The 19,593-nt window shown below is 53.1% G+C and carries 15 protein-coding genes and 1 tRNA gene; 7 read left to right on the top strand and 9 right to left on the bottom strand.

What is annotated here, in order from left to right:
* Positions 1-96 precede the first annotated feature (96 nt).
* Complete coding sequence (locus ACG0Z5_RS18225) at positions 97-1,122, top strand: DUF898 family protein (protein WP_394449952.1); 1,026 nt, start codon at positions 97-99, stop codon at positions 1,120-1,122.
* Positions 1,123-1,194: 72 nt separating this feature from the next.
* On the opposite strand, the gene ACG0Z5_RS18220 is transcribed toward ACG0Z5_RS18225, so the two are convergent.
* The 3 genes from ACG0Z5_RS18220 to pepA all read right to left on the bottom strand — a co-directional run bounded on the left by ACG0Z5_RS18220 (position 1,195) and on the right by pepA (position 6,082).
* A complete protein-coding gene (locus ACG0Z5_RS18220; protein ID WP_394449950.1) occupies positions 1,195-4,050 on the bottom strand; it encodes a valine--tRNA ligase in 2,856 nt (951 codons plus the stop codon).
* A complete protein-coding gene (gene holC, locus ACG0Z5_RS18215) occupies positions 4,050-4,493 on the bottom strand; it encodes a DNA polymerase III subunit chi (RefSeq protein WP_319628357.1) in 444 nt (147 codons plus the stop codon). The genes ACG0Z5_RS18220 and holC overlap by 1 nt, the downstream gene beginning before the upstream one ends.
* A 77-nt stretch (positions 4,494-4,570) precedes the next feature.
* Positions 4,571-6,082: a leucyl aminopeptidase gene (gene pepA / locus ACG0Z5_RS18210; RefSeq protein WP_319785155.1), complete on the bottom strand. Its 1,512-nt coding sequence runs from the start codon at positions 6,080-6,082 to the stop codon at positions 4,571-4,573.
* 267 nt (positions 6,083-6,349) lie between these two features.
* Between pepA and lptF the strand changes: the two genes are divergently transcribed.
* Both lptF and lptG read left to right on the top strand, forming a co-directional pair.
* On the top strand, positions 6,350-7,450 hold the full coding sequence (lptF, locus tag ACG0Z5_RS18205; RefSeq protein ID WP_394449947.1) for an LPS export ABC transporter permease LptF: 1,101 nt from the start codon (positions 6,350-6,352) through the stop codon (positions 7,448-7,450).
* Complete coding sequence (gene lptG / locus ACG0Z5_RS18200; RefSeq protein ID WP_394449945.1) at positions 7,450-8,532, top strand: LPS export ABC transporter permease LptG; 1,083 nt, start codon at positions 7,450-7,452, stop codon at positions 8,530-8,532. The genes lptF and lptG overlap by 1 nt, the downstream gene beginning before the upstream one ends.
* A gap of 103 nt (positions 8,533-8,635) precedes the next feature.
* On the opposite strand, the gene ACG0Z5_RS18195 is transcribed toward lptG, so the two are convergent.
* Positions 8,636-10,138, bottom strand: a complete 1,503-nt coding sequence (locus tag ACG0Z5_RS18195; protein WP_394449943.1) for a helicase HerA-like C-terminal domain-containing protein — start codon at positions 10,136-10,138, stop codon at positions 8,636-8,638.
* 148 nt (positions 10,139-10,286) lie between these two features.
* Here ACG0Z5_RS18195 and ACG0Z5_RS18190 point away from each other — a divergent pair, with 148 nt between their 5' ends.
* Entirely contained in the window at positions 10,287-11,927 is a 1,641-nt protein-coding gene (locus tag ACG0Z5_RS18190; RefSeq protein WP_394449941.1) for a dihydroxyacetone kinase subunit DhaK, read from the top strand.
* Between the two features lie 59 nt (positions 11,928-11,986).
* Here the strand turns inward: ACG0Z5_RS18190 and ahr are convergent, their stop codons facing one another.
* The gene (gene ahr / locus ACG0Z5_RS18185) at positions 11,987-13,006 is read right to left on the bottom strand and encodes an NADPH-dependent aldehyde reductase Ahr (protein WP_394449939.1); all 1,020 of its coding nucleotides are present in this window, start codon (positions 13,004-13,006) and stop codon (positions 11,987-11,989) included.
* A 207-nt stretch (positions 13,007-13,213) separates the two neighbouring features.
* Here ahr and ACG0Z5_RS18180 point away from each other — a divergent pair.
* The 3 genes from ACG0Z5_RS18180 (at position 13,214) to ACG0Z5_RS18170 (ending at position 16,328) form a co-directional block, all read left to right on the top strand.
* A tRNA-Leu gene (locus tag ACG0Z5_RS18180) sits at positions 13,214-13,298 on the top strand.
* A 163-nt stretch (positions 13,299-13,461) separates the two neighbouring features.
* Positions 13,462-14,718: a tyrosine-type recombinase/integrase gene (locus ACG0Z5_RS18175; protein WP_271130705.1), complete on the top strand. Its 1,257-nt coding sequence runs from the start codon at positions 13,462-13,464 to the stop codon at positions 14,716-14,718.
* A gap of 146 nt (positions 14,719-14,864) precedes the next feature.
* The gene (locus ACG0Z5_RS18170; RefSeq protein WP_394449937.1) at positions 14,865-16,328 is read left to right on the top strand and encodes a hypothetical protein; all 1,464 of its coding nucleotides are present in this window, start codon (positions 14,865-14,867) and stop codon (positions 16,326-16,328) included.
* Between the two features lie 4 nt (positions 16,329-16,332).
* On the opposite strand, the gene ACG0Z5_RS18165 is transcribed toward ACG0Z5_RS18170, so the two are convergent.
* The 4 genes from ACG0Z5_RS18165 to ACG0Z5_RS18150 form a co-directional block, all read right to left on the bottom strand.
* Positions 16,333-17,205, bottom strand: a complete 873-nt coding sequence (locus ACG0Z5_RS18165; protein WP_271130707.1) for an HNH endonuclease — start codon at positions 17,203-17,205, stop codon at positions 16,333-16,335.
* Positions 17,206-17,683: 478 nt separating this feature from the next.
* Complete coding sequence (locus ACG0Z5_RS18160; RefSeq protein ID WP_394449935.1) at positions 17,684-18,259, bottom strand: phage polarity suppression protein; 576 nt, start codon at positions 18,257-18,259, stop codon at positions 17,684-17,686.
* A gap of 16 nt (positions 18,260-18,275) precedes the next feature.
* Positions 18,276-18,518, bottom strand: a complete 243-nt coding sequence (locus tag ACG0Z5_RS18155) for an ogr/Delta-like zinc finger family protein (RefSeq protein WP_271130709.1) — start codon at positions 18,516-18,518, stop codon at positions 18,276-18,278.
* The gene (locus ACG0Z5_RS18150; protein WP_394449933.1) at positions 18,515-19,318 is read right to left on the bottom strand and encodes a capsid protein; all 804 of its coding nucleotides are present in this window, start codon (positions 19,316-19,318) and stop codon (positions 18,515-18,517) included. Before ACG0Z5_RS18150 ends, ACG0Z5_RS18155 begins: the two co-directional genes overlap by 4 nt.
* Positions 19,319-19,593: the final 275 nt, after the last annotated feature.

Below are 19,593 nucleotides of genomic sequence, written 5' to 3'. Positions count from 1 at the left end.
CTTCAGAACGGCGATGATCTGGTGTTCGGTGAATCGGATCTTACGCATAGCGATCTCCTCAGGTGACATAATCAGTATGTCGGAAGATCTCCAAAAGTGAATGGTTCGGTTAAGCGGGATACTTACACCACCGGAGGCGCTTTTCTGGTGAGCTGGCTGTTAGTCGGCCTTATCTTTATTGTCCTGACGGTAGTCTGTGAGAGTATCAATCTGCTGTTCGGTTTTCTTCCTGTCCTCCTGCTATGGGTGTTGATGCCGCTTATGATGGCAAAAGGATTGCGTTATCAGGCAATGATGACCCGGCTGAATAATGTGCGCTTTGGGTTTAAATGTGGCATAGGTAACGTCATGTGGACGATGCTGGGGTTACCGCTGCTGCTGGGCATTGCGGTAATTTTTGTCCTTTATGCCGTCAACCGCATGATGGGAATACCTGAAAGCACGAATGGTGGATTACTTCAGCTCGCCGTCTTAGCGGTGCTGGGGCTGCTATCTGTTGGTATCACCAATGGGATTATGTATGGTAAATGGATGCAACTCCTGGGCAGCAATGCCTGTTTTGGTATTCACCCTTTCCGCATCGCTATTTCGCTTAAACGCTGCATAGTTATTTGTATCTCCGCTATGCTTATATTGGTTCCGTTTACGATTGTAATCGGAAAATTGATGGCGCCGTTTTATATTACGTTGTCCGCAGAAATCGCAAAGGGGGGAATGGATCCGGCGATAAGTGATGCGGTGGCGCAGGAATATCTGCCGCAGATTATTGTTAGCTATATCCTTTATTTTATGGCCATCGTTCTGATGTCAATATTTTCCAAGGCGGCGCTGCGCAATCAGTTTATTAACGGACTGCGTCTTGGCGATTCACTGACTTTCCGCTCAACCCTGACGTTCGTTGGGTTGCTGATGCAAATACTGGTCTTAATCCTGGCGACAATCTGTACCTTTGGGCTGGCGTATCCGTGGGCAAAAATGCGTTACATGCGCTATCTGGCCAGCAATACTTGCGTCGTGGGGGAACTGGATGATCTTGAGTTGAGTGATACCGACGAGCTTAACGATACCGGTTTCTTTGCGATAATTTCGCGTGGGATGATGGTGGCAACTCCATTTATTTAGGTTCAGATAAACGGCAGACATAAAAAAAGCCGGAGATTTCTCCGGCTTTTCATTTTCATCGCATGATGACGATTACAGCGCAGCAATCACCGCTTGTTGCTCGATGATCTTGGCTTTCGCTTCTGCGTAGCCGTCCAGCTTCTCACGTTCTTTAGCGATAACCGCTTCCGGGGCGCGCGCCACGAAACCTTCGTTGGAGAGCTTGCTTTCGATGCGGCTAATTTCACCTTCGATTTTCGCCACTTCTTTCGCCAGACGCGCCAGCTCATCTTCTTTGTTGATGAGGCCAGCCATCGGGATCAGCAGCTCTGCGCCGTCGATGATTTTGGTCACAGAGACTGGACCTTTATCATCGGCTGCCAGCACGGTGATGCTGTCCAGACGCGCCAGAGTTTGCAGGAAGCCACGATTGTCGTTCACACGACGCTCCGCGTCTTTGCTGCAACCACGCAGCAGCAGTTCCAGCGGTTTGCCCGGGGAGATGTTCATTTCAGCGCGAATGTTACGCACCGCGATGATCGCCTGCTTCAGCCATTCGGTATCGGCCAGCGCGGCTTCATCCACCTGAGCGGCATCGAACGCCGGGAACGGCTGCAGCATGATGGTGTCGGCGGAAATACCGGCGATAACCTTCACGCGCTGCCAGATGGTTTCGGTAATGAATGGAATGATCGGATGCGCCAGACGCAGCAGACCTTCCAGCACCGTCACCAGCGTGTGGCGAGTGCCGCGCAGTTCCGCTTCTGTTCCGCCGGTCATTACCGGTTTGGTCAGCTCCAGATACCAGTCACAGAACTGGTTCCAGGTGAACTCGTACAGGATGCCTGCCGCGATATCGAAGCGGAAGTTATCCAGCGCGTCACGGTACGCTTTGATGGTCTGGTTGAACTCGGCGAGGATCCAGCGATCGGCCAGCGACAGCGTCATTTCGCCACCGTTGAAGCCACAGTCCTGGTCTTCGGTGTTCATCAGCACAAAGCGGCTGGCGTTCCACAGCTTGTTACAGAAGTTACGGTAACCTTCCAGACGCTTCATATCCCAGTTGATGTCGCGGCCGGTCGATGCCAGCGCCGCCAGGGTGAAGCGCAGGGCGTCGGTGCCGTGCGGCTCGATACCGTCCGGGAATTGCTTCTCGGTGCGTTTGGCAATTTTCTCAGCCAGCTGCGGCTGCATCATGTTGCCGGTACGTTTCTCCAGCAGGTCTGCCAGCGAAATCCCGTCGACCATATCCAGTGGGTCAATGACGTTGCCCTTGGATTTGGACATCTTCTGGCCTTCGTCATCACGAATCAGACCGGTCATGTAGATGGTCTTGAACGGGATCTGCGGCTTGCCGTCTTCATCTTTGATGAAGTGCATGGTCATCATGATCATGCGGGCAATCCAGAAGAAGATGATGTCGAAGCCGGAGACCATCACGCTGGTCGGATGGAACTGACGCAGCGCGTCGGTGTTTTCCGGCCAGCCCAGCGTGGAGAAGGTCCACAGCGCGGAGGAGAACCAGGTGTCGAGTACGTCTTCGTCCTGGCGCAGCGCCACGTCAGCGCCGAGATTATTTTCCTGACGCACTTCCTCTTCGGTGCGGCCAACGAACACATTGCCTTCGTTGTCGTACCACGCCGGGATGCGGTGACCCCACCACAGCTGACGGGAAATACACCAGTCCTGAATATCACGCATCCAGGAGAAATACATGTTTTCGTACTGCTTCGGCACGAACTGGATGTCGCCGTTCTCAACCGCTTCAACCGCCGGTTTCGCCAGCACGTCGGCACGTACGTACCACTGGTCGGTCAGCATCGGTTCGATAACCACGCCGCCACGGTCGCCGTACGGCACGGTCAGGTCGTGAGGTTTGATTTCTTCGAGCAGGCCGAGGGCATCAATGGCTGCCACCACCGCTTTACGCGCGGCGAAACGCTCCAGCTTCTGGAATTCAGCCGGGATGTCTGCGGAGTAAACGTCAGACTCTTCGCCTTTGGTGTCGAACACCTGCGCACTTTCGCGGATATCGCCGTCGAAGGTCAGGATGTTGATCATCGGCAGGGCGTGACGTTTCCCGACTTCGTAGTCGTTAAAGTCATGCGCCGGGGTGATTTTCACGCAGCCGGTGCCTTTTTCCATGTCGGCGTGTTCGTCGCCCACGACAGGAATACGGCGGTTCACCAGCGGCAGCACCACGAATTTGCCGATCAAATCTTTATAACGCGGATCTTCCGGGTTGACGGCCACGCCGGTATCGCCCAGCAGGGTTTCCGGACGGGTGGTCGCTACCACTAAGTAATCTTTGCCATCGGCGGTTTTCGCGCCGTCAGCCAGCGGATAGCGGATGTGCCACATCGAGCCTTTAGACTCGCGGTTTTCCACTTCCAGGTCAGAAATCGCGGTACGCAGTTTCGGGTCCCAGTTGACCAGACGCTTACCACGATAGATCAAATCTTCCTGATACAGGCGGACGAAGACTTCTTTCACGGCATTGGAAAGACCTTCATCCATAGTGAAACGCTCGCGCTCCCAGTCTACGGAGTTACCGAGACGGCGCATCTGGCGGGTAATCGTGCCGCCGGATTCGGCTTTCCACTGCCAGATTTTGTCGATAAAGGCTTCGCGACCGTAGTCGTGACGGGTTTTACCTTCTTCAGCGGCAATTTTACGCTCAACCACCATTTGGGTAGCGATACCCGCGTGGTCCGTCCCGGCCTGCCACAGGGTATTTTTACCCTGCATACGCTGGTAGCGGATCATCGTATCCATGATGGTTTGCTGGAAGGCATGACCCATATGCAAACTGCCGGTGACGTTCGGCGGCGGGATCATGATGCAGAAGCTTTCCTGGCTTTCATCACCATTCGGTTTGAAATAGCCCTGCTTTTCCCAGTGCTCGTAAAGCGGCTGTTCGATATCTTGTGGGTTATATGTCTTTTCCATTATTTCCAGGTTGCCGTATTCAGGTTAAAACCAGCCATGCGGTACGCTTTATAGCGATCGCGCGCCAGTTGTTTCAAAGAGTCTTCGTGAGGAACGAAGTCTATCACTTCTGTGAAAGCGGTGGCAAAATCTGCAAAGCCGACGCGCAGGCTTATCAGGATATCCCGCGGGCTGCTGTTACGCTTTTGCGGCCAGGCAATTTCCACCGGCGCACCGCCGCGTGGGCCTTCACCCGACAGATTATGCGGCACAAAGCTTTCCGGTGGCCGCGACCATAGCGCCTCATCAAGGCGAATGGCCTGCTTCTCATCTTCACAGGCAATCAGAATGCGCTTGCCCGCCCGCCACCTGTCCGCCGCCAGTTCACACACCAGCTGTTCCACGGCGCTTAAGCCGTCGGCGGTGTTGTCGTTGTCGAGCAGGTAGAACGTCGCATTCTTCATAATATGGGGCTTCTTATCGTGGATTTAAACCAATCCGGTAGGCCCGGCAAGCAATGCGCCGCCGGGCAACAACTTTCTTACTCTTCGCCGCTAAAACCGGCGCGGTTCAGCAGGAACTGAGACAGCAGGGCGACCGGACGACCGGTTGCGCCTTTGGCTTTACCGGATCGCCATGCGGTCCCGGCGATGTCGAGGTGTGCCCAGTTGTACTTGCGGGCAAAGCGTGACAGGAAGCAGCCCGCGGTAATGGCCCCGCCAGGACGGCCACCGATGTTCGCCATATCCGCAAAGTTGGTTTCCAGCTGTTCCTGATACTCGTCGCCGAGCGGCAGACGCCACGCGCGGTCACCGGCCTGTTCGGACGCGCCGATCAGCTCATGCGCCAGCGGGTTGTGGTTCGACATCAGGCCGGTGATGTGATGGCCGAGGGCAATCACACACGCCCCGGTCAGGGTCGCCACATCGATAACCGCTTCCGGCTCGAAGCGTTCCACGTAGGTCAGCACGTCACACAGCACCAGACGCCCTTCGGCATCGGTGTTCAGCACTTCGACGGTCTGGCCCGACATGGTGGTCAGCACGTCGCCCGGACGATAGGCGCGCCCGCCAGGCATGTTTTCACAGCCTGCCAGAATGCCGACCACGTTCAGCGGCAGCTGAAGTTCAGCCACCATGCGCATCACGCCGTACACCGCGGCTGCCCCGCACATGTCGTACTTCATCTCGTCCATGCCTTCGGCAGGCTTGATGGAGATCCCGCCGGAGTCGAAGGTCAGGCCTTTACCGACCAGCACAATCGGACGGGCATCTTCGGACGGATTGCCTTTGTACTCAATGACCGACATCAGGGATTCGTTCTGCGAGCCGTTGCCGACCGCCAGATAGGAATGCATCCCCAGCTCGCGCATCTGCTGTTCGCCGATCACGCGGGTAACGACGTTCTTGCTGTAGGAATCCGCCAGCTGGCGCGCCTGCGAGGCGAGATAGCCTGCGTTACAGATGTTCGGCGGCATATTGCCGAGATCTTTCGCGGCTTTAATGCCCGCCGCAATCGCCAGACCGTGCTGGATAGCGCGCTCGCCGCTGGTCAGTTCACGACGCGTGGGCACGTTGAACACCATTTTACGCAGCGGGCGACGCGGCTCGCTTTTATTGGTTTTCAACTGGTCGAAGCTGTACAGCGTCTCTTTGGCGGTCTCAACCGCCTGGCGAACTTTCCAGTAATTATTGCGGCCTTTGACGTGCAGCTCGGTGAGGAAGCATACCGCTTCCATTGAGCCGGTATCATTCAGCGTATTAATCGTTTTCTGGATAACTTGCTTATACTGACGCTCATCAAGCTCGCGTTCTTTACCGCAGCCAATCAGCAGAATGCGCTCGGAGAGCACGTTCGGCACGTGGTGTAGCAGCAGAGTTTGGCCAGGTTTGCCTTCCAGCTCGCCACGGCGCAGCAGGGCGCTGATATAGCCGTCGCTTATCTTATCGAGTTGTTCGGCGATCGGGGAGAGACGGCGTGGTTCAAAGACGCCAACAACGATACAGGCACTCCGTTGTTTCTCCGGGCTACCGCTTTTTACACTGAACTCCATGCACTACGCTCCTGAATCTTAAAGACAACGGCGGTGGCTACGGATAGAATTGCAAGCTTTCGTAACTCATGTCCGCTGTTGCGGTGACTTCGTGTTAATCTTAACGATATCGCGATGTTGGCTCGTCAGAACCGGGTCTGAAACGTAAAGCCGCTGAGTCTTCTAATCTTAGCGATGTTTTCGACGACTCAAGAGAATAAATGACGTTTAAGCCATGAAACAAGCAATTTTCCTGCAATAAGACAGGTTTTAACGGGCGTATTTATAGTGATAATCATAAGATATCTGGTGCGGGAGACGCTGAAAAGCCAGCTGGCGATCCTCTTCATCCTGCTTCTGATTTTTTTCTGTCAGAAACTGGTCAGGATCCTCGGCGCTGCGGTGGACGGTGAAATCCCCACGAACCTCGTGCTGTCCCTGCTGGGACTCGGGGTGCCAGAAATGGCGCAACTTATTCTGCCCCTCAGTCTGTTCCTCGGCCTGTTGATGACGTTGGGCAAACTCTACACCGAAAGTGAAATTACGGTGATGCACGCGTGCGGCCTGAGTAAAGCCGTGCTGGTGAAAGCCGCAATGATCCTTGCGCTTTTCACCGCCATTGTGGCGGCGGTCAACGTGATGTGGGCCGGGCCGTGGTCCTCCCGTCATCAGGACGAAGTCTTAGCCGAAGCCAAAGCCAACCCGGGCATGGCGGCGCTAGCCCAGGGCCAGTTCCAGCAGGCCAGCGATGGCAGCTCGGTGCTGTTTATCGAAGGGGTGAACGGTAGCCAATTCCATGATGTGTTCATGGCGCAAATCCGCCCTAACGGCAACGCGCGCCCGTCCGTGGTCGTCGCCGACTCCGGGCACCTCTCCCAGCGCAAAGATGGCGCCCAGGTGGTGAACCTCAATCAGGGGACCCGCTTTGAAGGCACCGCGATGCTGCGTGATTTCCGCATCACCGATTTTAAAGATTACCAGGCGATTATCGGTCATCAGACCGTGGCCCTCGATCCGAACGATACCGAACAGATGAGCATGACCGCGCTGTGGAATGCCGACACGCCGAAGGCGCGCGCAGAGCTGCACTGGCGTCTGACCCTGGTCGCGACGGTGTTTATCATGGCGCTGATGGTGGTTCCGCTGAGCGTGGTCAACCCCCGTCAGGGGCGCGTGCTGTCGATGCTGCCTGCAATGCTGCTGTATCTGGTGTTCTTCCTGGTGCAGACCTCGCTCAAATCCAACGGCGGCAAGGGCAAAATTGACCCGAGCCTGTGGATGTGGGCGATCAACGTGCTCTACTTTGCGTTGGCGGTGGGGCTAAACCTCTGGGATACGATACCGATGCGCCGCCTTCGGGAACGGATTAGCGGGAAAGGAGCGGTATAATGCAGCTATTTGGCGTACTTGACCGCTACATCGGTAAAACCATTTTCACCACCATCATGATGACCCTGTTCATGCTGGTGTCGCTCTCAGGCATCATCAAGTTTGTCGACCAGCTGAAAAAAGCCGGGCAGGGCAGCTACGACGCGCTGGGCGCAGGCATGTATACCCTGCTCAGCATCCCAAAAGACGTGCAAATCTTCTTCCCGATGGCGGCGCTGCTTGGCGCGCTGTTGGGTTTAGGGATGCTGGCGCAGCGTAGCGAACTGGTGGTCATGCAGGCGTCCGGTTTCACCCGTATGCAGGTGGCGATGGCGGTGATGAAAACCGCGATTCCGCTGGTGCTGCTGACGATGGCTATCGGCGAATGGGTTGCCCCGCAGGGCGAACAGATGGCGCGTAACCTGCGTGCGCAGGCGATGTACGGCGGTTCGCTGCTGTCTACCCAGCAAGGCATGTGGGCAAAAGATGGCAATAACTACATCTACATCGAACGCATTAAAGGCGACGATGAGCTCGGTGGCATCAGCATCTACAGCTTTAACGACAAGCGTCGTTTGCAGTCGGTGCGCTACGCCGCCTCGGCGAAGTTTGATAAAGACGCCAAAGCCTGGCGCCTGTCGCAGGTGGATGAATCTAACCTGACCGATCCGAAGCAGGTCACCGGTTCACAGACCGTCAGCGGCACCTGGAAAACCAACCTCACTCCGGACAAACTGGGCGTGGTGGCACTGGACCCGGATGCGCTGTCGATTAGCGGCCTGCACAACTACGTGAAGTATCTCAAGTCCAGCGGCCAGGACGCCGGGCGCTACCAGCTGAACATGTGGAGTAAAATCTTCCAGCCGATGTCGGTGGCGGTGATGATGCTGATGGCGCTGTCATTTATCTTCGGTCCGCTGCGGAGCGTGGCGATGGGGGTGCGGGTGGTAACGGGGATAAGCTTCGGTTTCGTGTTCTACGTCCTCGACCAGATCTTTGGCCCGCTGACCCTGGTGTACGGCATCCCGCCGATTGTCGGGGCGCTGCTGCCAAGTGCCAGCTTCTTCCTGATTAGCCTGTGGCTGATGACGCGTAAAGCGTAATCCTCTCGAGCGCCCGGCGGCGCAAATAGCTTGCCGGGCCTACGACCTTTTTCGCTCTTCCCCTCTCCCTGAGGGAGAGGGTAGGGTGAGGGTGCTTTTAAAATTACCGCTTTCTCCCTCCGAGCAAACTCCCCAGCATCCCGCGCACTATTTGATTGGTAATCTGCCGGGTGGCGCTCTTCGCCATCGTCTGCACTACGCCATCGCGCTTACCGCCGCGTGGCCCGGTGGTGCCAAACAGAATATCCTTCAGCCCGCCGAGAATACCGTCGTCGACATTTACCGCCGTCCCTTTAGCCGGAGGCGCGTTCTGTTCTTCGGTCGTGGCCTGCACACCCTGTTGCAGCTTCTCGAACGCCGATTCCCGGTCGACCTCATCTTCATACTTGCCGTACAGCGGCGAGTTATTAATGAGCCCATTGCGCTCATCGTCGGTCACGGGCCCCATGCGCGAGCTCGGGGCAATCACCATCGCACGCTGCACCACCGACGGGCTGCCTTTTTCATCGAGGAACGACACCAGCGCCTCGCCGGTGCCCAGTTCCTGAATCGCCTTTTCGGTATCGAACGCCGGGTTGGCGCGCATGGTCTGCGCCGCGGTTTTCACCGCTTTCTGATCCTTCGGCGTAAAGGCACGCAGGGCGTGCTGCACGCGGTTGCCAAGCTGGCCGAGCACGTTATCGGGAATGTCAGACGGGTTCTGCGAGACAAAATAAACCCCCACCGCTTTGGAGCGGATCAGGCGGATAACCTGCTCGATTTTATCCAGCAGCACCTGCGGCGCATCGCTGAACAGCAGATGTGCTTCATCAAAGAAGAACACCAGTTTGGGTTTCTCGAGGTCACCCGCTTCCGGTAGCTGTTCGTATAGCTCAGAGAGCATCCACAGCAGGCTGGCGGCGTACAGTTTCGGCATCTGATAGAGCTTTTCGGCGCTCAGGATGTTGATAATCCCTTTCCCGTTGCTGTCGGTACGCATCCAGTCTTTGATGTCGAGCATCGGCTCGCCGAAGAAGTGCTCCGCGCCCTGTTGTTCGAGCGTCAGCAGCCCGCGCTGGATAGCGCCCACCGAGGCTCCGCTGATATTACCGTACTGATTCTGGAACGATTTGGCGTTATCCCCGATGTACTGGGTAATGGCACGCAGATCTTTAAAGTCGAGCAGGAGCAGACCCTGATCGTCAGCAATGCGGAAGATAATGTTCAGCACGCCGGTCTGGATTTCATTCAGATTGAGCAGGCGCGCCAGCAGCAGAGGCCCAAGGTCAGAGACCGTGGCGCGAACCGGATGCCCCTTCTCGCCGAAAATATCCCACACCACCACCGGATTACCGTGCGGCTGCCAGTCGGTCACGCCGATTTTTTTCAGCCGCTCGAGCAGTTTGTCCGAGGCCTGTCCCTCCTGCGCCACGCCGGTTAAATCGCCTTTCACATCGGCCATAAACACCGGCACGCCGATCGCGGAAAATGACTCGGCCATTTTTTGCAGGGTGACGGTTTTCCCGGTCCCCGTCGCGCCGGTGATCAGCCCGTGGCGGTTGGCCATGCCGGGCAGTAAATACAGCTGTTGTTCCGTGGTCTGGGCTATCAGCAAAGGTGAGCTCATGGTGTTTCCTCCGTAGATTCAAGGCAGAGTATAGGTTAAAGCCAATGAAAATATGATGAGGTCATTCCGCTCTTTGCGGCGTAAACCACAGCGCCGACTATGCTTTTCCTATCCGTTTGCAATGAACGTTTCAAAAGAGTGAAAGGTAATGTCCAGATTCTTCTTCAATGACCGCAAGCAGCTGGTCAATGATGCCATCGAAGGCATCGTCTTATCGGCCCCGCACGGCAACCTGGTGCGGTTAGATATCGATCCGGCAATCCGCATCATTGCCCGTGGCGACTGGGATAAAAGCCGCGTGGCGGTGATTTCCGGCGGCGGCTCCGGCCACGAACCGGCGCATGCCGGGTTTGTCGGCAAAGGGATGCTCACCGCGGCGGTGTGCGGCGACCTGTTCGCCTCGCCGAGCGTGGATGCGGTGCTCAACGCCATCGTGGCGGTGACCGGCGATCGCGGCTGCCTGCTGATTGTGAAAAACTACACCGGCGACCGCCTGAACTTCGGCCTGGCGGCGGAGAAAGCCAAACGTCATGGCCTGAAAGTCGAGATGGTGATCGTCGCCGACGACATCGCCCTGCCGGACAACAAACAGCCGCGCGGCATCGCGGGCACCGCGCTGGTGCATAAAATCGCAGGCCACGCCGCCGAACAGGGGAAATCCCTCAACGAAGTGCGGCACATCGCCCAACAGGCGTGCGATAACGTCTACAGCCTCGGCGTGGCGATGGAGACCTGTAACCTGCCGGGCAGCGACGATGCAGAAGGGCGCATCAAACCCGGACACGTCGAGCTGGGCCTGGGGATCCACGGTGAACCGGGTGCCTCGGTGGTCGACAGCCATAACAGCAAAGCCATCATCGACACCCTGGTAACACCGTTGCAGAAGCACATCGGCGACGCGAAGGTGGCGGTACTGATCAACAACCTCGGCGGCGTCTCGGCGCTGGAGATGGCGCTGCTGACCAAAGAGCTGGCGCACTCGGCGTTACAAGGGCAGATCAGCTGGCTGATTGGCCCGGCGGCGCTGGTCAGTTCGCTGGACATGAAAGGCTTCTCGCTCTCGGTTCTGAAGCTTACCCCGGCGTTTGAGGAGGCGCTGCAGGCCGAGGTCGAGACCCTCGGCTGGCAAAAACCGGTGGCGTTCGCCCCGCTGAAAACCGTGGCTTACAGCAAAATTCACGACAGCGTGGAAGCCACGCCGTCTGACAACCCGCAGGTGAAAGCGGTGCTCACGGCAGCCACCCGGACGCTGATTGACCTGGAGAACCGCCTCAACGCGCTGGATGCCAAAGTAGGCGATGGCGATACCGGCTCAACCTTTGCCGAAGGCGCGCGGGATATTGCCCAACTGCTGAATGCGGGCAAACTGCCGCTGAATAACAGCGCGCAGCTGTTGCAGCTGATCGGCGACCGATTAGCGACGGTGATGGGCGGCTCCAGCGGGGTGTTGATGTCTATCTTCTTCACCGCGGCCGGACAGGCGATTCACGACGGCAAAAAGCTACCCGACGCGTTGCTCAGCGGGCTGATGCAGATGAAACAGTATGGCGGGGCCGATCTGGGCGATCGGACGTTAATCGACGCTCTGCAACCGGCGCTGGAAGCTTTGCGCGACCAGGGCATGCAAGCTGCCGTCAGCGCGGCGAAAACGGGAGCCGAAAGCACCGCCCGGATGCAGAAAGCGGGCGCGGGACGCTCATCATATGTGAACCAGCAGAACCTGGACGGCGTCACCGACCCGGGGGCGGTGGCAATAGCAGAAGTGTTTGCGGCAATGATTACTGGATAATCCCGTAGGCCCGGCAAGGCGTGGCCGCCGCCGGGCACTCGTTACTCAACGCGCGAGACTTAAAAATCCGCTTTCAGCACCACGCGATAACGGGCTTTGCCCTCGCGAACGTGCTTCAGGGCTTCGTTGATTTGCGACATCGGGAACAGCTCGGTGGTCGGGGCCACTTTGGTGCGTCCGGCAAACTTCATCAGCTTGCGCAGTTCCGCCGGGTTACCGGTGGCAGAACCGGAGATGCTGCGGTCGCCGCCAATCAGGGTAAAGGCAGGCACCTGCAACGGCTTCATCACCGCGCCGACGGTATGGAAGTTGCCGCCGTAGGCCAGCGCTTCGAAGTACGGCTGCCAGTCCAGATCCACGCTCACGGTGTTGATGATCAGGTCGAACTGCCCGGCCAGCTGTTTCAGGGCTTCCGGATCACGGCTGTTAACCACCCGGTCGGCACCCATCGCCAGCACTTCTTCCTCTTTCGCCGGATTAGAGCTGAACGCCGTCACTTCCGCACCCATGGCGTGCAGCAGTTTAATGGCGATATGCCCCAGGCCGCCGATACCAATCACGCCCACGCGGCTGGTGGCGGTGACGTTATTGAGCAGCAGCGGTTTGAAAACGGTAATGCCGCCGCACAGCAGCGGGCCTGCGGATTCGATATCGATGCTTTCCGGAAGGGGAATGACCCATTGCCAGTCGGCGCGCAGCTTATCGGCAAAGCCGCCGCGGTTGATGATGGTTGGCAGCGAGCCTTCCAGGCAGTTGATTTGGTTGCCGCTGATGCAGGCATCGCAATGTCCGCAGCTGCGCGCCGTCCAGCCCACGCCCACACGCTGGCCCACTTTCAGGCCTTTGTTCTGAGCCGCCGCGCCCAGCGCCGCCACCCGACCAATCACTTCATGGCCAGCAACCAGCGGATAGCTCGACATGCCCCATTCGTTGTCGATCATCGACAGGTCTGAATGGCAAATGCCGCAGTAATCGACCTGCACCTCGACGTCTTCCGGCTGCAGTTCACCCGCGTCGTATTCCCAAACTTCCAGATCGGCACCCGCCTGTTTCGCGGCGTAGCTTTTTATGATGGACATCGCACTTCCCTCAATTTGATGTTGAACTGGAAGTGTAGAGCATGGCAAGCGGCGGTGCTTAACAGAAGGCGGCGGGAAAGGGGTGAGTGTGGGGAGGATTCTGGCCTGCTGAAATTTTCAACACTTAACGAGTCTGACTCGAGACGGCGCTTGCAAGGTGCCGGATGACAGGTATAATCGCACCCGCTATCAGCATATCCCTTCCGTGCCGGAGTGGCGAAATCGGTAGACGCAGTTGATTCAAAATCAACCGTAGAAATACGTGCCGGTTCGAGTCCGGCCTTCGGCACCATTAGTTCTTCCAAGACCATCCGAGAAAGTCCAATTATCCCTTAAAAATCAATGCTTGCAGCGATTTTTACGTCCTGAGTCGTCCGAGGTTGTCCGTTGAAATCCGGATGTCATTGGGGGCATAATTGGGGGCATCTTAACTTCGATTAGAAATGTGCCCCCAAATGAAGCTCAACGCCAGACAGGTCGAGACCGCAAAGCCAAAAGACAAAACCTACAAAATGGCCGATGGCGGCGGTTTGTATCTCGAGGTTTCGGCTAAGGGTTCCAAATACTGGCGTATGAAATACAGACGCCCCTCTGACAAAAAAGAGGATCGCCTCGCTTTTGGTGTTTGGCCTACTGTGACGCTTGCTCAGGCAAGAGCAAAGCGCGACGAAGCTAAAAAGCTCTTAGTACAGGGCATAGACCCAAAAGCCGAACAGAAAGAGGCTCAGGCCGAGAATTCGGGGGCATACACTTTCGAAACTATCGCTCGTGAATGGCATGACAGTAACAAGCGCTGGAGCGAAGACCATCGATCGCGCGTTCTTCGCTATCTTGAGCTTTATATTTTCCCTCATATCGGTTCGTCCGACATTCGCCAGCTCAAAACCAGTCACCTGTTAGCCCCGATTAAAAAAGTTGATGCCAGCGGTAAGCATGATGTTGCGCAGCGTCTTCAGCAGCGTGTCACGGCTATTATGCGTTATGCCGTACAGAACGATTACATCGACTCAAATCCAGCCAGTGATATGGCCGGTGCGCTATCGACAACCAAAGCGCGACATTACCCCGCTTTACCCTCCAGCAGCTTCCCTGAGTTTCTTGCACGCCTTGCTGCATATCGTGGCCGTGTAATGACACGGATCGCGGTCGAGCTTTCCTTACTAACTTTTGTGCGTTCCAGTGAATTACGTTTCGCGCGTTGGGATGAGTTCGACTTCGATAAATTTCTTTGGCGTATACCTGCAAAACGAGAAGAAATTAAGGGGGTGCGTTATTCGTATCGTGGCATGAAGATGAAAGAGGAGCATATCGTTCCACTTAGTCGTCAGGCGATGAATTTGTTAGGCCAGTTAAAGCAGATTAGTGGTGATAAAGAACTGCTTTTTCCGGGCGATCATGACGCAACTAAGGTTATGAGTGAAAACACGGTAAATAGCGCATTGCGTGCGATGGGTTATGACACAAAAACCGAAGTATGTGGGCATGGCTTTAGAACGATGGCGCGTGGTGCTTTAGGTGAGTCAGGGTTATGGAGTGATGACGCGATAGAGCGCCAGTTAAGCCACTCAGAACGTAATAGTGTACGAGCGGCTTATATCCACACTTCTGAGCATTTAGATGAGCGGAGATTGATGGTGCAGTGGTGGGCTGATTACTTAGATGCAAATAAAAAAATATATGTTGCACCTTATGATTATGCTAAGTCGAACTAGTTTTCAGACTAAACTATGTGAGATGTTATGTAATCATTATCACGTTTCTCAGAGTTACCCTCACACCCGACTTGAAATGTTAGCGGAATGAAGCGTAATGTAGTTATGGGATTTTTACTGGATAGAATTATTTTAAGGAAACTACCATGCCTAAATTAAGAATATATTTCTCGGATTTTTTTAATGTTGCACCAGAAAAAATAAAAAACTATGGTGCTTTCAATATTTCGTTAATTAATGATCTTCCATTGTTTATAGATCCATTTTTATTATTTAACAATGAAAGCTATAAAGAATTGCATCAAAGTATAATAAAATATGTTTCTTTTTTACGAGACCGATCTCAACACGGTGAATTGAATAGTGGCTTGATTAAAAGTTGGTTTTTATTCCCAGAGGTAAAGCAAAACTGGTTAGGTTATAGTATTGTTGGTAATGGTGGTAGTGGCCTTGGTATTGATTTCGCAAAATCATTAAACAATTCATTCTCTAGTGTACTTCAAAATTTTGGCAAGGAAGAAATAACGGAAGGTAGTCATCTTGAGAAGTTGTGCTTAATTAAGGAAGGCATTGGAAAGGACAGCGTAAGTGATTTTACCACCAACTTAATTAAATCTTTTTTATTAAAGTATACTGAAGATTTTGCTAAAGATAATATAGAAAAGAAATATCTCGCAGAGCACATGGTGGCTAAGGTTGAATTTAATTATGAAACTCGAAGTTGGTCATCAAAGAAATTCACACTGCCAACTTATGATGGCGATTATGTTCTTTTAACACCAAGGGATATACTTACAAAAGATGAAACTTGGATTAACAGGAATGAAATGATAGAGGACTTTAGAGATATATGTGATAGTATCTCTAATGATCAATTACGTGGTCAGTTATCAGATTACTTTAATAGATGTTTGCCTGATGAGGCAAAGAAAAAAGAAAGGGAGCTAGCTGCGGATTTAACTATAAAGAACTATCCTAGCTTTATAGATTATTATATCCGTTATAAAGAACAGAACCCAAATGGGGCTAATCGCGAGAGCGATGCAAAAGTTAGTGAAACTGAGCGTAGATATGTTGAAGCTGTACAGCTTTTAGTTAATATGATTTTTGAAAGGAATGAAGACTTCTTTCATGCAAAGGATGACACATTCGAAGAAACTTATAAACGGGTTAGTTACCTTAAACAAGTTATCGAAAATAACAACGGATATAAAGTTTTCTACTTGAATGGTGTACCTGTTAAACGAGAAGCTGATTTACAGTTAATGTTTCGATTGACATGGTTTGCTAGTATTTCGGATGTAAACAGCGAAGTTGATAATGGTAGAGGACCAGTGGATTACAAGATATCACGAGGCTCCAAAGATAAAACATTGGTCGAGTTTAAATTAGCCAGTAACTCTAAGCTAAAGCAGAATCTAGCAAATCAGGTAAAAGTCTACGAGTCAGCAAATGAAACTAAAAAATCTATAAAGGTGATTTTGTATTTTAATGATACAGAACTATCTAAGCTAATTAAAGTGTTTAAAGAACTAGGGGTTAAGGAAAGTAAGGAATTGGTTATAATCGATGCGAGACCTAATAAAGTATCTGCCTCAAATGTAAAATAACCCCTTACGGGGTTGTTTTTTTAATTTTGCATTTTATTTCCTCAATGCTAAAGGGCGGGGTTCTTTTATGGATCATTTTATGACAATTTGAGCAAACGGTAATTACATCTTTTAGATGTGTTTGAATCATTTCCTCTGAATTGCTTTCAGATAGTGGATTCAAATGGTGACATTCTATAAATTCTTTTCCTATATCGCCGTAATACTCTTCAAAATCAAAGTCACAAACATGGCATCGATATCCATGTAATTCTTTTGCTATCGATACAAGCCGTGAATTTCTAGAGAAAAAAGAAATCTCCTTTCTTTGTTGTAGCCCTTCTGAAAATAAAACTTCACTTTTTAAATTATTGCTAGAGATTGATTTTCTTATTTTTCGCAAATACCCATTCGCACCATTATGGATAATTAGCCTTTCTTCCATAACTCTATAAATGCTACCGTTTGGGCGGAATTTATGACTATATCCTAAATCATTCACTAACTCTTTCCATGTGTAGCTAATTACTTCAGAATCAAACAAAAATATTAAGGGAAAGCGCTCGTCACCCCATAATGATTTTGACAACTCAGGCGATGGTTCATTTAATATAAACTTTATTTTGCATAATATAGGTATGTCTCCGTCCTTAGCTCTTGTCCTGACAAGCAAGACAATATCACCAATTTGAATTTTTTTTATTATGCTTGCAGCTCCTTTGGGTACACCCCATACGTTGCAAAATCCATCACTGAATTCATTATTTAAGACTTTCTGGATGTGTTCTGGATTGTTAGTGAAACTAGCAATATTCTCCGTCTTTATTTTTTTATAAACTGTTTTGGGGAACGCACTCTCTGCTCCTTTTATACCAACTTCATGGAAGTAAAATTGCATTTATAACTCCCTGTATTTTTTTTGGATGCTCAGTTTGGATTGATTATAAGAATATACTTCTGGATTGATATTTGTCTACATATGTATGTATTAAATCTGAAGTAGGTTTATAACACCAAAATGACTGATTTCCATCATCTCCGGGCAGCATTCCTTCCACTTGACCTGAACTCCTTAGAGGCCTGCTAACCCACTCAAATAACACCATTCCTATCCTGCATTCTCGCGAATTCGCGCGGCCCAACGGCAAACACAGATCGAGATAATAAATAATTAATTATTACTCCAGCGCGCAATGCTCTCCCCGCCACGCCTGCCCGCTTTTGGGGTGGGTTTTAATGCAGGTGCATAATCTGGCTGAGGCCGCGCCAGAGCTGGCGCGGAAGGGCGAGTAAAATTCAGGATTTTGCATGCAAAACCATGCAGCCCAGGCGTGCATGGTCATTTTTTGCGAAATAGCAGTTTTTTTTGGGGATTTTTACGCGGATTTTTTGCGGGTCTGCTTCGCTTGTCTTCGCAGGAAAATCTGGCACTGTTCGGGTGAATATTTTGCCTGACAGTCTGTCCGGGACGCTCTGTCCGGCCGGAATCCAATGGCGGTCAGAATATCCCGGTCGTCTTCTGCGTAACTGATGCCGGGCTGTGTCGTCAGATGCACCGAAAGCGCCTCTCGGATGCTGGCGGCCGCACGGTCGAGCGCTCGCTCCCTGACCCTCTCCGGCTGTCCGTTGAGGTGCATCAGCTCCGGGGCGAGGGCTGCGGCCATTGCTGAGCCGTGTTCTGACATAAAGGCGCGGAGCTGGCGACGGATACTGATACGCTGTACCGCTTCATGCGCCAGGATGTAATGCCCGGCGGCCTGATTCACTTCCCATTTTTTCAGGTCAACGCGGTCACGCAGGGTTTCTGGTGTATCCTCCCCGGTCACATGGCCGGTCAGTTCATACTCTCTGTACACCATTTCAGCCTGCGACAGCGCCGCCTTACAGGTCAGCCAGGCCACTTTGTTTTGCTGGCAGGCCTCAACGGCCTGCTCCAGTGGAATGCGGGTCATCTTTTCGTCTCCTGAATCAGTGGCGCATCGATGAGCGGGCGCGGTCGAGCAAGGGGCGAGCCTGCGGTGCCACAGGAGCCGGCTCCGGCTCTTGTTTTTTTGTTGGCTGGTGTATCACGTCATCGATGGATTCAATGGTGCGAAACGTGGCAGAGCAGAACACATCGATGCATTGGTAGTAGCACTGTTTGACGTTGTCTGCCAGATAGCGGCTGGTGCGTACATGCGAGGGTTTTCGACAGAACGGGCAGCGCATCATGGCTTCACCTCCTGCGTTTTACTTTTTGCTGCCAGTTCTGCGCTTTTTGCCATCCGGCGCACGGGGCTTTTGTAGAGATCCATATCCACACCAGTAAGTGCCGGGCGGTGGAGGCCGAGCTGGGAAATAACCGGCTCCCGCTCCATATTGAAAGTGTAAAAATGGCTCTGCGTCAGTACCTGTGCCCCCAGTTCCTCATACAGTTTTTTGTGGGGATGTTCTCCCCCCTTCAGTTCGAGCTCACGCAGTCGAAGGGTGAAAGCCCGCACCAGTGCCGGGCTGATATTCTTCATCGCCTCTGCCCATTCATTCTGTGCACAGACGGAGAATGCACTGAGATGGGCGCAGACATAGTCTTTTCCGGAGGTACATGCGGCCAGCATCACGCGGGCTTTATCATCTTCAAGGTCGGCAATCAGCCCGGTAAATTCCTCTGCCAGTTCGCGGCTGGCCGTTCGCTGGCTGTGCTCGGCCTTCATCTCAGGGGTCATTACCCCGCGCAGCTCACGGAAACGGGTGCGCCAGTTCTGCACAGCCTCAGCACTTTCTTCCAGCGCGTTCTGACGCTCTTTCTCGCTGCGGATGATAGACGCGCTGATATCGTTCAGCTTGAGCATATTGTCAGTGTGGGCCGTTTTTGCCTGAATGAATGACGCCAGCGCCTTGTTCAGACTGGCAGCGGCGTTACGGGAGGCTGTCTCATTCATGGCCTTCAGGGTACCGTCAATGAGAGTGCGGGTTTTCTCATACTGCGTGCTGCCGATGGTTTTCATTACGGCGGTAAACATGTCTTTTTTCATCGTCGGGCTCTCTGTGTTTTCAACCTGACACCATTCTGCCCCGCCCCAGACAACAACTCGATCCAATGCAGTTGTGGCACTTCTGGCACAAGCAAGGGCGGTTAAACCCGGCTGGCCAGAGAAAGGTCTCTGGAAGACCCTGTTTCTGTTTGTTTTTCTACTTATAACTACTCACTACTGTTCACTAAGAATAAAAAAGAAGGTAATACAGCAAGTTAGAGAGTGAACAGTTGAGAGGGAAGTGTTCACTGAGTGTTCACTACTGTTCACTCTAC

Source organism: Scandinavium sp. M-37 (assembly GCF_043558715.1).
GTDB lineage: Bacteria > Pseudomonadota > Gammaproteobacteria > Enterobacterales > Enterobacteriaceae > Scandinavium > Scandinavium vulneris_A.
Note: the sequence above shows the minus strand (reverse complement) of the source record. Positions and strands in the feature narration are given on the sequence as shown.

Excerpts from the sequence above, each read along its gene's own strand:
- ACG0Z5_RS18190 (WP_394449941.1), top strand. The coding sequence starts at position 10,287 with ATGTCCAGATTCTTCTTCAATGACCGCAAGCAGCTGGTCAATGATGCC.
- lptG (WP_394449945.1), top strand. The coding sequence starts at position 7,450 with ATGCAGCTATTTGGCGTACTTGACCGCTACATCGGTAAAACCATTTTC.
- pepA (WP_319785155.1), bottom strand. The coding sequence starts at position 6,082 with ATGGAGTTCAGTGTAAAAAGCGGTAGCCCGGAGAAACAACGGAGTGCC.
- holC (WP_319628357.1), bottom strand. The coding sequence starts at position 4,493 with ATGAAGAATGCGACGTTCTACCTGCTCGACAACGACAACACCGCCGAC.
- ACG0Z5_RS18195 (WP_394449943.1), bottom strand. The coding sequence starts at position 10,138 with ATGAGCTCACCTTTGCTGATAGCCCAGACCACGGAACAACAGCTGTAT.
- ACG0Z5_RS18150 (WP_394449933.1), bottom strand. The coding sequence starts at position 19,318 with ATGAAAAAAGACATGTTTACCGCCGTAATGAAAACCATCGGCAGCACG.
- ACG0Z5_RS18175 (WP_271130705.1), top strand. The coding sequence starts at position 13,462 with ATGAAGCTCAACGCCAGACAGGTCGAGACCGCAAAGCCAAAAGACAAA.
- ahr (WP_394449939.1), bottom strand. The coding sequence starts at position 13,006 with ATGTCCATCATAAAAAGCTACGCCGCGAAACAGGCGGGTGCCGATCTG.
- ACG0Z5_RS18220 (WP_394449950.1), bottom strand. The coding sequence starts at position 4,050 with ATGGAAAAGACATATAACCCACAAGATATCGAACAGCCGCTTTACGAG.
- ACG0Z5_RS18160 (WP_394449935.1), bottom strand. The coding sequence starts at position 18,259 with ATGACCCGCATTCCACTGGAGCAGGCCGTTGAGGCCTGCCAGCAAAAC.
- ACG0Z5_RS18170 (WP_394449937.1), top strand. The coding sequence starts at position 14,865 with ATGCCTAAATTAAGAATATATTTCTCGGATTTTTTTAATGTTGCACCA.
- ACG0Z5_RS18155 (WP_271130709.1), bottom strand. The coding sequence starts at position 18,518 with ATGATGCGCTGCCCGTTCTGTCGAAAACCCTCGCATGTACGCACCAGC.
- ACG0Z5_RS18165 (WP_271130707.1), bottom strand. The coding sequence starts at position 17,205 with ATGCAATTTTACTTCCATGAAGTTGGTATAAAAGGAGCAGAGAGTGCG.